The 13,663-nt window shown below is 62.0% G+C and carries 14 protein-coding genes; 3 read left to right on the top strand and 11 right to left on the bottom strand.

The annotated features are described in order from the left end of the window. Positions 1-4: 4 nt before the first annotated feature. The 3 genes from NKF26_RS11170 to NKF26_RS11160 form a co-directional block, all read right to left on the bottom strand. Positions 5-2,710 carry an ATP-dependent helicase gene (locus tag NKF26_RS11170; protein WP_253234324.1) on the bottom strand — a complete coding sequence of 902 codons (2,706 nt, stop codon included), beginning with the start codon at positions 2,708-2,710 and terminating at the stop codon, positions 5-7. A gap of 61 nt (positions 2,711-2,771) precedes the next feature. Then, the gene (locus tag NKF26_RS11165) at positions 2,772-3,107 is read right to left on the bottom strand and encodes a hypothetical protein (RefSeq protein WP_253228085.1); all 336 of its coding nucleotides are present in this window, start codon (positions 3,105-3,107) and stop codon (positions 2,772-2,774) included. Between the two features lie 181 nt (positions 3,108-3,288). Further along, a complete protein-coding gene (locus NKF26_RS11160; RefSeq protein ID WP_253234323.1) occupies positions 3,289-3,708 on the bottom strand; it encodes an SRPBCC family protein in 420 nt (139 codons plus the stop codon). A gap of 277 nt (positions 3,709-3,985) precedes the next feature. Between NKF26_RS11160 and NKF26_RS11155 the strand changes: the two genes are divergently transcribed. After that, positions 3,986-4,720, top strand: a complete 735-nt coding sequence (locus tag NKF26_RS11155; RefSeq protein WP_253234322.1) for an MBL fold metallo-hydrolase — start codon at positions 3,986-3,988, stop codon at positions 4,718-4,720. On the opposite strand, the gene NKF26_RS11150 is transcribed toward NKF26_RS11155, so the two are convergent. Together NKF26_RS11150 and NKF26_RS11145 are read right to left on the bottom strand one after the other, a co-directional pair. After that, positions 4,717-5,253 carry a hypothetical protein gene (locus NKF26_RS11150; RefSeq protein WP_253228088.1) on the bottom strand — a complete coding sequence of 179 codons (537 nt, stop codon included), beginning with the start codon at positions 5,251-5,253 and terminating at the stop codon, positions 4,717-4,719. The two genes, NKF26_RS11155 and NKF26_RS11150, sit on opposite strands and share 4 nt — an antisense overlap. Before the next feature lie 64 nt (positions 5,254-5,317). After that, entirely contained in the window at positions 5,318-6,403 is a 1,086-nt protein-coding gene (locus tag NKF26_RS11145; protein ID WP_253228089.1) for an mRNA surveillance protein pelota, read from the bottom strand. 107 nt (positions 6,404-6,510) lie between these two features. On the opposite strand from NKF26_RS11145, the gene NKF26_RS11140 reads away from it, so the two are divergent. Beyond that, a complete protein-coding gene (locus NKF26_RS11140; RefSeq protein WP_253228090.1) occupies positions 6,511-7,203 on the top strand; it encodes a DUF4013 domain-containing protein in 693 nt (230 codons plus the stop codon). Between the two features lie 38 nt (positions 7,204-7,241). Here the strand turns inward: NKF26_RS11140 and NKF26_RS11135 are convergent, their stop codons facing one another. Further along, positions 7,242-7,934 carry a DUF4013 domain-containing protein gene (locus NKF26_RS11135; RefSeq protein WP_253228091.1) on the bottom strand — a complete coding sequence of 231 codons (693 nt, stop codon included), beginning with the start codon at positions 7,932-7,934 and terminating at the stop codon, positions 7,242-7,244. Between the two features lie 172 nt (positions 7,935-8,106). On the opposite strand from NKF26_RS11135, the gene NKF26_RS11130 reads away from it, so the two are divergent. Then, on the top strand, positions 8,107-8,997 hold the full coding sequence (locus NKF26_RS11130) for a DUF6544 family protein (protein WP_253228092.1): 891 nt from the start codon (positions 8,107-8,109) through the stop codon (positions 8,995-8,997). A 111-nt stretch (positions 8,998-9,108) separates the two neighbouring features. Here the strand turns inward: NKF26_RS11130 and rqcH are convergent, their stop codons facing one another. The 5 genes from rqcH to NKF26_RS11105 form a co-directional block, all read right to left on the bottom strand. After that, on the bottom strand, positions 9,109-11,190 hold the full coding sequence (gene rqcH / locus NKF26_RS11125; RefSeq protein WP_253228127.1) for a ribosome rescue protein RqcH: 2,082 nt from the start codon (positions 11,188-11,190) through the stop codon (positions 9,109-9,111). A gap of 52 nt (positions 11,191-11,242) precedes the next feature. Continuing rightward, positions 11,243-11,707, bottom strand: coding sequence for a VOC family protein (locus NKF26_RS11120; protein ID WP_253234321.1), 465 nt, complete (start codon positions 11,705-11,707; stop codon positions 11,243-11,245). A gap of 92 nt (positions 11,708-11,799) precedes the next feature. After that, entirely contained in the window at positions 11,800-12,039 is a 240-nt protein-coding gene (locus NKF26_RS11115; protein ID WP_253234320.1) for a hypothetical protein, read from the bottom strand. Positions 12,040-12,110: 71 nt separating this feature from the next. Beyond that, the gene (locus tag NKF26_RS11110) at positions 12,111-12,701 is read right to left on the bottom strand and encodes an SHOCT domain-containing protein (RefSeq protein WP_253234319.1); all 591 of its coding nucleotides are present in this window, start codon (positions 12,699-12,701) and stop codon (positions 12,111-12,113) included. 43 nt (positions 12,702-12,744) lie between these two features. Next, the gene (locus NKF26_RS11105) at positions 12,745-13,611 is read right to left on the bottom strand and encodes a universal stress protein (RefSeq protein ID WP_253234318.1); all 867 of its coding nucleotides are present in this window, start codon (positions 13,609-13,611) and stop codon (positions 12,745-12,747) included. Positions 13,612-13,663: the final 52 nt, after the last annotated feature.

The raw sequence follows: 13,663 nt of genomic DNA, 5'->3' as shown, positions 1-13,663 counted from the left end.
GAAGTCACTCCTCCGCAATCGAGTCCATGACGCGGTCGTGGAACTCCTGTAGCACGGCGCTCTCGTCCTCCGCGAGCACCACGTCGCTGGCCATGAGCGTCGCCAATCCGAACGCACGCGGGGTCGGCGATTCGACGCGGTGTTGAACGACGTCGATGTCGCCGTCCTGTACCTTCCCCAGAATCTCCTCGACGGATTCGAGTGCGAGTTTGTCCTCCACGATTTCGCGGTACGTTTCCTCCATGACGGCGAACTCGTCCAACTCGTCGGCGAACCCGAGCAGCATCTCGCTCGACACCTGCTGTTCGCTGGCGGACTTCTCGTAGCCCTTGTAGCGCTTGAGGATCATCAGCGAGCGCGTCGCGTTGATGCGGAAGTAACGCTGGAGTAGGTCGGTGCCCGAGAGCGCGGCGCGCAAATCCCCGCGCACCTCGTCGGGGTCGATGTCCGCGAGAATCCCCGGCACGTCCACCTTCCGATTCAGCGGCATCGAGACCGTGAAGCCGTTGTCCGCGACGGCGACCCCGACGTTCGTGTTGGCGGCCTGCGCACAGCGGTAGGCGACCACGCGCGAGAGGCCGTCGTTGAACTTCCTGCCGTAGTTCGAGTGGACGTAGTAGTGGCGTTCGTACTCCTCCCTGTCCATCACGATTTCGACCGTCAACCGCGTATCCGTGCTCACGCTTTCCGGTCCGGCGTACCGCACCTGCTCGTCGAACATCCGGGCGAGCGCCCGGACGCTGTTCTCGTCCAGCGGGAACTCCCGGAGCCACACCCGAACCGCTGGTTTTCCGCGGTCGGTCAACCGCGAGAGCAGTTCGCCCTGAAACGCGGCGATTTCCCGTCCCAAATCGTACGAGAGCGGCAGGCGCTCGGAGAACCACGACGGTACCGTCGGGCGGGCGCTGGTGCGGTCGGCGTACACCTTCGACCCGCGACGGTACTTGTACTCGAAGTGCTGGCCGCCGAGGACGAACACGTCGCCCTTCTCCAGCGTGTCGAGGTACCCCTCGTCCAAATCACCGACCCACTCGTTGTCCGCGCGGGTGAACACGTCGCAGGTGAACGAGTCCGGAATCGTCCCGATGTTGGTCATGTAGATGACGCGAGCGAGTCGGCCGCGTTTCCCCATCAACGGTTCGTCGACCGGATACTCGGGGTAATGGTACTCGCCGTCCGGCGGGTCGTTCCCGTCGCGCCAGACTTTCGCGTACACGTTCCTGTCCTCCATCCCCTCGTAGCCAGCCGTGAGATACTGCAAAAGCGACTCCCACTTTTCGTCCGAGTAATCCCGGTACGGATACGCTCGCCGAAGGGTGGCCTTCACCTCCGACTCCGGGCGCACCTCGTTGATGGCCATCCCGTACACCTGTTGGGCCGCCACGTCCTGTGCGTTCTCGGGGATGAACACGCGGTCTACGAACCCCTCCTCGGCCTTCTTCAGCATGACCGCACACTCGACTAGTTCGTCCCGGTCCAGCGCGATGACGCGTCCGATGACGGTCTGCCCGAGGCGGTGACCCGCCCGTCCGACCCGCTGGAGCAGGGAGGCCACGCTCTTCGGCGAACCGACCTGCACCACCAAATCGATGTGCGGCATGTCGATGCCGAGTTCGAGGCTGGTCGAGGTCGTCACCACGTCCAGTTCGCCGTCCTTCAGTTGTCCCTCTATCCGTTGACGCGACTCCTTCGAGAGGCTACCGTGGTGACAACCCGAGTTCTCCTCGTCGTACACGGGGAACTTCTCGCGCAGGTTCTGCAAGACGCGCTCGGCCCCGGAGCGCGTGTTCGTGAAGACGAGCGTGTTGGTGTGCGACCGAATGAGGTCGTGCAGTTGGTCGTAAAACCGCTCCTGCACGACGGCCCGCGGCGTGTGCACGAGGTCGTCGGTCGGACACTGGAGTTCGAGGTCGAACTCGCGGACGAATCGGGTGTCCACGATTTCGCACTTCCGACTCTCACCGCCGGGTTCCGCCCTCCCGACGAGGAACTCCGCGATGTCCGACAGCGGTTCGACCGTCGCGGAACAACCGATTCTCGTCGGCGAGTGAGCGATGTTCTCCAGGCGTTCGAGGCTGACGGAGAGATGCGTGCCGCGTTTGCCGTCCGCGAGGCTGTGGATTTCGTCCACGATGACGTACTCGACGGTTCTGAGCTTGTCGCGGAACTTCGGCGAGTTGAGCAGGATGGCGAGCGTTTCCGGGGTGGTGTTGAGGATGTGCGGCGTCTCGTCGAGCATCTTCTGTCGCGCCGCCGAATCGGTGTCCCCGTGTCGGATGGCGTGGCGGACCTCGCTCACGTCGTCCATCTTGTCCTCGATTCCCGACAGCGGCAGTTCGAGGTTGCGGTGAATGTCGTTCGCCAGCGATTTCAGCGGCGAAACGTACAGACAGTAGACCGAATTGTCCAGTCCGGAATCCTGCTCGCGGCGAAACAGTTCGTTCACGATGGCGGTGAACGACGCGAGCGTCTTCCCGCTCCCCGTCGGCGACGCGATGAGGGCGTTCTCGTGGGAGTGAATCAGCGGAATCGCCTCGCGCTGTGGCGGCGTGAAGAACCCACCGTTCCCGGGGACGAACTCGCCGAACTGTTCGACCCACCACTCCCGCACTGCCGGTTCGAGGAGGTCGAGGGTTCCCTCGTCGGCGATTTCGACCGTCTCGGGGTCGAAATCCAACTCCTCGCGGGCCAACAGCCCTCTCGCATCCATTTGTTCCACGTTGGTAGCGGGCGGCAAAGAGGGTTATGCCAGCGGGGTGAAAGTGAAATCGTTACTCGAACTCCACGACGCCCTCACGATACCGCTTTACCGTCTTATCCGTGTCCGGAGTCGAGAGCGACGACGCGTTGGTCGTCTCGTTCGTTCCGACGCTCGTGTTGTTCGTCCCGCCGGATCCGCCGGAACTCCCGTCGTTCGTCCGTTCCACGATGGTCCCGCCAGCACCGACCGCGAACGGCCCCTCGACCGTCTCGACCGCACCGTGGAGCGTCTTCGTCGTCGGCGACTCGACTTCCAACCAACCGTTCTCCGCCGATTCGGCACGCGCCGCACCGAGAACCGTACCGCCGACCACCGTCACCGTCACCGTCACTGCCGATACCTGCACGAACTTCCGCCAGGAGAGTCGTTGGACATAGCCGAGTAAACGATCGGTGCGAATGGTAATAGGTATGATAAAAACTATGGGAAAAGAGAGTGACCTATTGACAATCCAGGATCATGTCGGCGACGGGACGGGGTTCGGGAATCGGATGGGAGTCATTCGTCCTCCTACTTCCCGTCGTCAGTCACCCTTCGGCGAGTCGTTCGATTTCACCGAGCGCGCGCTGACAGATGGGCGCGTACGCCGCCGCCAGAACCGGAACCTCGAAGACGACACGGCACCCGTCATCGAGCGCTTCGACGCGATGGCCGGTCGCGGAGACGTTCGCCACGTCCCACGTCCAACGAAAGTCCTCACAGGACGTGATTTCGAACGGAAGCGGCATGCCGAACGCGGTTTCGATTCTTCCCCTCGAACCCGCTCGAATCACCCGGTCGGCACAATCGACGCCGGTGACGGACGGTCCCCATGCCGGCCAGTAGGTCGTGTCGGTCAGAATCTCCCACGCCGCATCCGGGGATGCGGCGATGTCCCGCGAGACGGCGAGATGACGACCGTCGGGGCCGCGTTCGAAACAAACCTCGCTGTGCGTGTCGGTGAACATGATCGAATCTCGGAAACTACCACACCACCGCACCGCGCCCCACACCTACAGTGGTGGGGTACAGTGGCGGGGTGTCCCGAATCATCGTACAGTTCGTCATCGAGACGCATAAAAAATACGTTCGGAATCGTACGGAAGTCGGTCGGAAATCGGTCGGTCGGAACAGTTCGAGGGGAGAGTTACGGCTGTTCCATGTGAATACGTGACTATTAACCATCCTCACTGCTACCGTTTTTCACTGCTGAAGCTTTTTCACCCTCCCGACGAGAGGGTACGTATGCGAATCACGTTTCTCGGCACGGGAAGCGCGATGCCGACCGGGAGTCGGTTTCAATCGGGCATCGTCGTCGAAGAGGACGGGCGTCGCGTCCTCGTGGACTGTGGCAGTGGTGTCCTCCACCGCCTCCAGCAGTCCGGCGTCGGCTACGAAAACATCTCGACCGTCCTCCTGACTCACCACCACGTCGACCACGTTTCGGACCTCATGCCCCTCCTGAAGGCCCGATGGCTTGCCGGGGAGGAACACCTCGAAGTCGTCGGCCCCACCGGAACGAAACGCCTCCTCGACGGGTTGCTCTCCGTCCACGACTATCTCGACGGGAAAATCGACCTGCAGGTGCGTGAAATCACTCCTGACGAGGAGTTCGACGTCGCGGGGTTCAGCGTCGAAGGGTTCGAAACGCGCCACTCGATGGACTGTCTGGCGTACAAGTTCGAGGACGAGTTCACGTTCAGCGGCGACAGCGAGGCGTTTTCCGGGTTGGCGAACTTCGCCGACGGCAGCGCCGTCCTCGTCCACGACTGTTCGTTCCCCGACGAGGTGGACGTGTCGAACCACCCGACGCCGTCGCAACTCGGCGAGGCGCTCTCCGGGACGGACATCGGACGCGTGTATCTCACCCACCTCTACCCGCACACGGACGGCAAGCACGAAGCGATGTTGAAGTCGGTCGCGGCGGAGTACGACGGCGACGTCGGGTTCGCGGAAGACCTGCTGTCCGTCGAAATCTAACCTTCGACCGCCGACTGCTCCGCGGTATCGTGTGATTCGACCGAAACCGATTTTTCCGGCAGCGAAAAGTTGGCGACCCCGAGCGGCATCTCCCGTCCCCGAACCGTGAACACCCGGCGCAACCGAAGTTCGCCGTCCATCCACACGTCGTCGCTATCGACGCAGTGTTCGAGACGAAGCGTCCCGCTTCCCTTGCCGTCGATCTTCGTGGCTTCGACGTTCTTCGGCAGCGTATCGAAATGCTCGGTCCAGACGAACGAACAGACCGTCTCGCCCTCCTGTTCGTTGCCCCATCGAACGGACCCGCCGACGATGTGTGCGTCGAGCGTGCTGTCGTTGTCGAGTTCGAGTTCGACGGAAACCGAACCGTTCGACCGCTCGGCGGTTATCTCGGTGACGGAGACGTCGTTGACGAGCGGACCGAACATCTGGTCTTCGTACCGGTCGGAGAGTTTCAGCCCGACGACTGGAATCAGCCTGACGAAGTAGTAAACCGCGACGATAGCCAGTTTCCCCGCCAGATACAGAAACATCTGCGCGAAAATTCACGCGGACGATGGTTAAGCGTTCTTGCCGGAACCCAAAAACCAGCGTCGGTCAGTTCAGCCGATAGCGGAGAAGCGCCGCGATTCCGCCGAGGTTCGAAAGCTGTTCGCCCGGCGCGAATTCGTGGGAGAAGACGGTTACCTCGCCGCCCTTCCGCTCCACGTCCGTGATGATCTCGTTCACGTCGATCTCCCACTCGCCACCCGCTTCGTCCTCGCCGAGCGCGCCGCGTTCCTTCCGAAGTCGTTCGTCGAGGATGAGCAGTTGCTCGACCGCCCCGAAATCGGCCGCCTGTTTGACCTCCTCGATCCCGTAGGCGGCTTTCGCACCCTCGCCGATCTGTTTCATCAGTTGGTCGATGAGTTCCGCCTCCTCGGCGATTCGCGTCTCCGCCTGCACCTCGTCCACGGCACCGCGTTTCAGCACCTCGTGGACGCCCCGGTCGCCCACCGAACTCACGTCCACCATCGATATCATCTCGGTCAGTTCGGGGTAGTTCTCCTCGATGTGGTCGTAGGCGTCCTGTTTGGTAAAGCCCGGTCCGGCGAGAATGATGGCGTCCACGTCGAGATGCGACAGCGCCGACGCCAACTGCTCGAACAGTTCGGTCCGGCCACCCGCGTACTCGCCCTTCCCGGTCGTCCCCGAGAAGGAAGTGTACTCGTCGGCACCGTACTGGGCGACGGTGTGGATGTACGCTTCGCCCTCCTCGACGGTTGCGATGGCGATGTCGGGGTTATCGGTCGCTTCGACGGCGTCGTCGAGGCGGTCCAACTGGTCGCGTTTCCACTCCTTGACGATGGTAAGCTTCTCCCGTTCCTCGACGTTGAGCGTGTGGTGGAGGCCCAACTGGTCCTCCCGCGAGCAGTCGGTGATGACCCCGCCGACGCGAACGCGGTTGGCGAAGCGGTGGAACTCCACGTCCTCCACCTTCAGCGTGATGTGCATGTGTTCGCGCTCGCCGCCCGTATCCCGCATCTGGTCGTCGGCGCGCTGGATACGGCGGGTCGTATCACCCGCCACTTCGTCGCCCGGTTCGAGGAGATACGTCAGATGCCAGAGATCGTCCAGACTCTCGGGAACGAGCGTGATTCGCTCGCGGTTCCCGTCGAGGGACGTTCGGTCGTGTATCTGCATGGGTAGGAGTGTGTTTTCCGGCGGTAAGTGCCCTGCTATTCGGGCGTTCGTTCGTCGGCGAAATTATCAGATAGGATTAAAACCCTGCCATCTGATATCCGACCACGATGCTCGAAGAAGCGATAGGATACCCGACGAAGGGAGACAGCGGAATTGCACGGATCATCATTGGCGGAACGTTGGCGTTCTTCTCCTTCCTCCTCATTCCCGGTATCTTCGTCGGAGGATACATGATGCAGGTGTTGGCGGCGACGTCGCGAGACGAGGAACTACCGCCCGACTTCACGGATTGGGGGGTGATGTTCGTGGACGGGATCAAAGGATTCGTCGTCGGGTTCGTGTACGCGCTCGTTCCCATCGTCATCATGATCGTGATGTTCACCCTCATCGGTCTCGGTAACTCGGGCGATTCTACCGGAGTGCTTAGCGGCATCGGTGTGCTCGGCCTCCTCGTCACTTTCGTTCTCGCGTTCGCGATTCAGTATCTCCTCCCCGCTGCGTTAACGAACCTCGCCCGAACGGGGAGTATCGGCGCGGCGTTCGATTTCGAAACCCTCGGTCCGGTACTGAAGAGCACGGAGTACATCACCGCCGTCGTGCTGACGCTGCTCGTGGCGATCGCTGGAGGCATGTTTTTCGCGGTCTTCGTCGCGGTCACGCTCGGGTTCGGAGTCATACTGGCACCGTTCTTCTACTTCTGGCTCTATCTCGCTGGATGCTACATGTTCGGAACGGCGTTCGGTAAGGAGGTCACTCCCCGACAGGAATCGACCGAACGGACCGCGACGTCGATGGATTGATCGGCTAAAAACAGTCCGGTCGATTAAATAGTGGAGAATTAGACCGCCGGTCGTCCCTCTTCGACTTCCGGTCCTTCGCGCAGTCGGTGTTCGTCGGCTTCCGCGTAGGCGGTGCCGTAGATGAACGCCACCATCACGTGGGCGTAGAAGGCGACGAACGCGCCGACCACCCATCCGATGATCGGAACCGCGGCGATGGCGCTCACGACGACAACGGTGACGACCACGACGGCCAGCGCGATGAGCCATCCCGTGGCGTAGTCGCGGTCACGGAGGATGGGCAGGTACGATTCGTACTCGAACGCCGACCCCATCGTGTTCTTCTCGGCGAACCGGACGAGCGCGGCGGGCAGCGTGTACCACACGGCGATTCCGGCCAGGAACGTCAACACGCTTCCGACGACTGCCACGAATCCCCCCACGAACGTGGAGTTGTTCGCGAGCGCCGCACCGCCGCCGATGAAGACGAAGGCGATCACCGTCGGGACGAGGAGATAGATGAACGTGATGACCAGCGCCTTCAGTCCATCCACGAACAGTTTCGTCCATTCGTCGAACATCGGTGCCTCCGTGTCGCCCTCCGAAACCTCACGGAGGACGCGGATCATGTACCCCTCCAACAGGATAGCCGGGATGATCAGGAAGCCGAAGATGACGAGTAGCCCCCCGATGAGCACTTTCGTTACCGCGTCGTCACTGTCTTTCAGATACTGAACGCTTTCGTTGAACATTGTTTTCCCCCTCGGGTCGAGCCCCCCGGCTCACCCGATACAGGGTTCTAGACGCCGTCTGAGAGCTTAATCGTTTGCTCTGAAAAGAGGACATGTCCGGAGCATTGGAACGATCAGTCCGGACCGTTGGAACGATCACCGATTCGATTTCCCGGGAGCAGAACTACGGACGATGAAACCGTGGTATCGTGACATGCTCCCCGAGTCCGGAACCGTGAAGCGGACGATTCCGTGGATCGTCCCGAGTACGCTCGTCGCCGTCCTCGCCGTTATCGTCGGTCGGCGTCGGTTCGACCGCGAAATCCAACGCCATCTCGACGAGTTACGCTCGGATGCGAACGCCCCCGAGCGGCAGGTGTTCACCGAAGCGGACATCGACGGACTTCCGGACCCAGTCAGGCGATATTTCGAATCGGTGCTCGCGGAGGGTCAGCCATACGTCCGGACGGTTCGTCTCGACCAACGCGGCCAGTTTCGCCTCGGCGGGAGGGATGCACAGTGGCGGCCGCTCGACGCGACACAGAACTTCTCGGTCCGTCCGCCCGCGTTCATCTGGGACGCCGAGATAGGGATGCTTCCGCTACTCTCGGTCCACGTTCTGGATCTGTACAAACGCCATCAGGGGGTCTTGCGCGCTCGACTCCTCTCCGCGATTCCCGTCGCCAGCGCCGGTCCGAGTCCCGACATGAACGCGGGCGAGTTGGTCCGATACCTCGCCGAGGCCGTCTGGTTCCCGACCGCGCTATTGCCCGCGAGCGGGGTCGAATGGGAGGCAATCGACGAACGCTCCGCGAGGGCGACGCTCGAACACGACGGTGTATCGGCGTCGCTGGTCTTTCATTTCAACGAGCGGGACGAAGTGGAACGCGTCACGACCGAGCGCTATCGACAGGAGGACGATTCGTTCGTCCCGTGGACCGGACGGTTCTCCGACTACGAGGTTCGAAACGGGCTCCGCATTCCGACCGACGCAACCGTCGAGTGGAACCTGCCCGAGGGGGACCTGAGATACTGGCGAGCCAGCATCGAACGGATCGAACATCACACGGAACCGATGGGGTGAGTTCGCGTCGCTGTTCGTTCATCGAGACCGTAAAACTACGCGACAGACCACATCCCGCCTAAACCGATTCCATCGATATCCGGTCGAAAACGTTTTCGAACAAAAACTGAATCAGTCTCTCATCCGACTGCCGCCCGCCGGGAGGAACTCCTGAATCAGGTCCGGACTCGCCACCTTGCGGACGAACGACGTGTCCTCGAACCGCTCGCGGAACTCCCGGTAGAGTCGCTTTGCCGCGTCGTTTTGGGCGTACTGGCCCGGTTCGACCTCGATGACGGTCTCGGCCTGCTTCTCGATGGCCGACGGCGGGCCGCCGATGACCCGCGTGTTCGGTTCGACGGTGATGCCGACCGCCACGCCGACCGCTGTGTCGTCGAAGTACGTCCGGTCGCCGCGAATCGTGAACGCACCTTTTTCGAGGTATTCGCCGCTCTCGGGCGTCTTCGACACCTGATCGGGGTTGACCATGTAGGCGTCACCCGCGAAGCGGCCGTCCTTCCAAACGGACGAGTAGGAGACCGCGAACTGGGCGGCCTCCCGTTTACTTTGGTCCGGAACGTCGACGTCCTTCGATGGCTCGCTCGGGTCGGACGTTTTCAGGATGGTGATGGGGCCGCCGTGTGCCTGCGAGTGGAAGAACAGGTCGTTTCGGTCCATGTACTTCTTGACGAGTTCCTCGTTCTCGTCGGCGTTGCGTCCGCCGAGGACGAGAAACCCGTCCGAAGTGCGGAACCAGCGGAACCGCTCGTACCACTGCTCCTGCTTTCGAACCGGAATCGACGCCCGCGAGAGCCAGTCGATGTTCTCCGGTTCCGTCCGCTCCTCCTCGGGTTCGGCTTCCCACTCCTCGGCGCGCTGTTTGACCTCCTCCAACTCCTCGCGGGTGTCCTCGATGGCGGCCAGTGCGCCCTCCTTTTTGGACTCGATTCGCTTGGCCTCCTGATAGAGGCGGTTGGCGTTCTTCTCGACGCCGTCGTCCGGGAACAGCGTGACGTCGGTGTCGTCGATTCGAACCGTGACGGTTCCCTCGCTCGGGTCGATTCCCTGCACGGCCTCGGCCTGTTCGATGCCGCGCTCGGCACCTTCCTCGAACCGCGCTTCGATGTCGGCCCACGGCGTGTCCTCGGCGCGGGCGCTCCGCACCGTCGAGAGGATTTCGTCCACGAAGCCGTAGTTGGCGTACAGCAGTTCGGCCTTCTCGCGCTCGGCGTCCGCCTGCTGTTCGAAGCCCTCGATCGCACCCTCCTGTTGGTCGATGATGCGCTGTTGTTTCTCTATCTGGGCTTGGAAATCCGGCTTCTGCGGTTCGCCCGCGTCCTCGTTCTCGGATAGATCGAGGTTGGTGAAGTAGTCGTCGACGGCCGCGTTGAACGAGTCGAACGCCTCCGAGTCCCTGTCCTCGTACTCTTCGAGCGGGAACGGCGTCACGTCGGTGCGCACGTCGTCCTCGTAGTAGACGCGCGGGTCGAAGTCGCCGGTCTCCAGCGGTTCTTTGACTCGTTCGATAGCGGCGAAGATGCGTTCGTACTCCTCCTCCGTCGCGTCCGCGATGTCCTTCGCCTTCTCGACGCCCGCACGGGTGCAGACTTCCTCGGCGTACAGGCCGCCGAAGTTGAGTTGCGTCGCCAGCGTCCGCACGATGTCGGTGTCCGAGTCGTTCATCCGGAACTCGAACTCCTCGTAGTCGATATCGAGCGGGTTCACCCGCGAACTGGGGAACTCGTACTGTGACCCCGGCGCGACGGTACGGGATTTGAGCCGTACGGTGTCGAGACAGTCGATGACCTCGTTGTTCTCGTCCAGCACCGCGACGTTGCCCTGTCCGAACAGTTCCGCAACGATGGTCGTGTCGCCGTCCTCGCGTTTGAAGTGGAACTGGAGGATGCGGTCGAACTCGAACTGTTCGACGCCCGCGAAGTCCGCCCCCGAGAGGCGATTTCGCAGCATCATGGCGAAGTTCGGCGGCCTGCCCGGCGCGGGCGGGACGTGTTCCGGTGCGACTGTGTGAGCGCGTTTTATCTCGCCCACTTCCACGAGCAGTTCGAGGCGACCGCGGTCGAAATCGCGCATCTTCAGGCGCAACAGGTCGTCGCCGTAGAGATACGCTTTATCGACCTTCGCACCCTCGAAGGAGTTCAACTCCCGCGAGACCGCGGCGAGGTCGATGCTCGAAAGCTCCCGCTTTCTGTCCATGCCCGTGGATTTCTCGGGCGGCAGGAAAGGCGTGTCGTTCGACGGCACAGTACTACTCCTCGACCGACCCCATCACGTCCTCGAAATCCCTGTCCGTCTCGGCCCGCTCCGAGAAGACGAGTTCGTAGCCGTCCGGGTCGTGAACCGTCGTTTCGCGCGTGTTCCAGTTCGTCTCGTGCGGCGGGACGGAAATCTCGATACCGTTCTCCTCGGCCCGCTCCGCCACGTCGTCGACAGACTCGTCCTCGACGGTGATGTACGTGGCGACGCCGTTCCCGCGAGCGGGTGTTTGCGGGGAATCCGCGTCTCCGGACGCGGATTCCTCGTCCCCGTCGTCCCGCTCCGCGACGAGCATGATGTCGGCGTACTTGCGGTACCGAACGTGGGACATCACGGGCATCGAGTAGATGACCTCGAATCCCAGCGTCTCGTACCACGCCGTGGATTCCTCGACGTTCGAGACGGTCAACTGCGGAAACAGCGGCATCGGATAGATATCGTGATCGGAATTCGACATGGTGACCCGAGGTTTTCCGGGATGGAGGATAAGGATTGTCCGACCGAGAGAAGGGGTAGCACGCTCGAATCCACCACTTCGACGCGGGTTCGTTACTCCCCGGGCACGGCGTAGGGATGCCCTCGCCGTGGCTTCCGTTTCCGGAGGTAGAAGGCGTAGACGATGATGGCACCGATGATGGGCGGAATGAAAAAGGCGAGGAACATGCCCACGGCCCACATGTCGGCTGTCTTCATACCGCGGCCTTTCGCGTCCCGATAGATCCACACGGCACAGATAACGGCGAGCGGAATCGCGAGGAACCACGGGATGACGATGTGAATTCCGGCCATGAGAGACGGTCGAAACGATTGGCTATATGTCTTGTCGTCTCCTTGCGAGTTACGATTCCGTTGCGTATTCGTCACGATTCCGTCTCGTACTCGTCCCCGGAGAACGCGCCCCGTTCGATCGACTCTTCGGCATTTTCGACGGTGCTCGTCGCTCGCAGTCGGTCGTACTTCCGGTCGAACTGTTCGTCGGTGAGTTCGCCGCGAGCGTACCGGTTCCGGAGCGCGACGACCGCCTCGTCCTCCGTCTCCGTCGTCAACAGTCGTTCGATGCCGCGTTCGAACTGGGCCTCGCTAACCGCTCCGTCGGCGTACTGACGGCGGAGATGGGCGAGTGCCTCGTCCGTCGCGTGTGTGGGACGCGACGACTTTGGAAAAGACGATTCCGGTGAACCCGTTACAGACGATTCCGATTCTGGTGAAACCGATTCCGGGGAATTTCGTTTCGACTCGTCGTATCGAGTATCCGTGAAACGAGCGGATCGTTCGTCACCTCCCAAATCTCTTGCTACAATAGACAGCGTGACTGGGAGAACCATGAGAATCCAAAACACCACAGCAAGCGTCAGATTCCCGGCGAGAAACGTCACGACTCCGAGACCGAAGACGAAGAGCGTGGTGAGCCCAAAGGATTGGAATCCACTCTTGGTTGCCGAATCGGTCATTACCGAACCGTCAATGTGATTGGATAAAAACGAATCGGCGCGATCACTCCTCCCCCGAATCGCGCACGGTGAGCACGGGAATCGTCGCCCGTCGGAGCACCGTCTCGGCCACGCTCCCCATCACGAACCGGTCGATGCCGGTTCGACCGTGGGTTCCCATGACGATGCAGTCTACGTCGTGGTCGTCTACGTAGTCGAGGATTTGCTCGGCAGGGCGTCCGTGACGGGTTTCCTGTCTGGCCTGCGCACCCCCGCTCGTGACCCGCGAGACGGCGTCACCGCACGCGCGCTTGCTCTCGCTCTCCATGAGTTCCATGAGCGACCCTGATCGGGCGACCCGCGAATCGATGACGTAGAGGACGTGGACGAACGCGTCGTACTCGGCGGCGAACTCGGCACACTCGTCGATCGCTCGCTCCGATCCTTGGGTTCCGTCGATCGGGAGGAGGACGTTCTCGTACTCCGTCGTCGTCGGTTCGTCGGTCGTCCGAACCGTCAAGACGGGGCACTCCGAGAGTCGACTCACTTTGCGCGCCGTGCTCCCGACGACGTAGGATTCGAGGCGACCGTGTTTACCGGTCCCCATCGAAATCAGGCCGACGTCGTGGTCGTCGGCGTAGTCGAGGATTTCCCGGAAGGGAACGCCCGCCTCCATCGCTTCCGTCACCGGGACGTCGTACTCGCGCGCGCGCTCGGCGACTGCGGCCGTCGCCTCTTTCCCTTCCTCTTCGAGCAGATCGACGAGGCCGGAAAGCCCCTCGTCGGCGTTCGCCACTCCCAGTTGCGGCATGTCGATGACGTACAACGCGTAGACCGTCGCGCCGGTTTTCGCCGCGAGTCGTAACCCGTGCTCGATGGCCGCGTCCGTCGCCTCCGCGCCGTCGGTCGGTATGAGAATCGAATCGTCCATCGTCGTGGGATTCTACGGCGATGGACTTCAATCGATTTCCCCCGGTATGCGG

This window comes from Haladaptatus sp. AB618 (assembly GCF_024136965.1).
Lineage (GTDB): Archaea > Halobacteriota > Halobacteria > Halobacteriales > Haladaptataceae > Haladaptatus.
The sequence above is the reverse complement of the archived record's forward strand: the minus strand, read 5'-3'. Positions and strand labels throughout refer to the sequence as shown.

Bases quoted from the DNA above. Each gene is read 5' to 3' on its own strand.
- rqcH (WP_253228127.1), bottom strand. From the start codon at position 11,190: ATGGACAGAAAGCGGGAGCTTTCGAGCATCGACCTCGCCGCGGTCTCG.
- NKF26_RS11110 (WP_253234319.1), bottom strand. From the start codon at position 12,701: ATGACCGATTCGGCAACCAAGAGTGGATTCCAATCCTTTGGGCTCACC.
- NKF26_RS11130 (WP_253228092.1), top strand. From the start codon at position 8,107: ATGAAACCGTGGTATCGTGACATGCTCCCCGAGTCCGGAACCGTGAAG.
- NKF26_RS11150 (WP_253228088.1), bottom strand. From the start codon at position 5,253: ATGTTTCTGTATCTGGCGGGGAAACTGGCTATCGTCGCGGTTTACTAC.
- NKF26_RS11115 (WP_253234320.1), bottom strand. From the start codon at position 12,039: ATGGCCGGAATTCACATCGTCATCCCGTGGTTCCTCGCGATTCCGCTC.
- NKF26_RS11155 (WP_253234322.1), top strand. From the start codon at position 3,986: ATGCGAATCACGTTTCTCGGCACGGGAAGCGCGATGCCGACCGGGAGT.
- NKF26_RS11140 (WP_253228090.1), top strand. From the start codon at position 6,511: ATGCTCGAAGAAGCGATAGGATACCCGACGAAGGGAGACAGCGGAATT.
- NKF26_RS11105 (WP_253234318.1), bottom strand. From the start codon at position 13,611: ATGGACGATTCGATTCTCATACCGACCGACGGCGCGGAGGCGACGGAC.
- NKF26_RS11120 (WP_253234321.1), bottom strand. From the start codon at position 11,707: ATGTCGAATTCCGATCACGATATCTATCCGATGCCGCTGTTTCCGCAG.
- NKF26_RS11145 (WP_253228089.1), bottom strand. From the start codon at position 6,403: ATGCAGATACACGACCGAACGTCCCTCGACGGGAACCGCGAGCGAATC.
- NKF26_RS11170 (WP_253234324.1), bottom strand. From the start codon at position 2,710: ATGGATGCGAGAGGGCTGTTGGCCCGCGAGGAGTTGGATTTCGACCCC.
- NKF26_RS11160 (WP_253234323.1), bottom strand. From the start codon at position 3,708: ATGTTCACCGACACGCACAGCGAGGTTTGTTTCGAACGCGGCCCCGAC.
- NKF26_RS11135 (WP_253228091.1), bottom strand. From the start codon at position 7,934: ATGTTCAACGAAAGCGTTCAGTATCTGAAAGACAGTGACGACGCGGTA.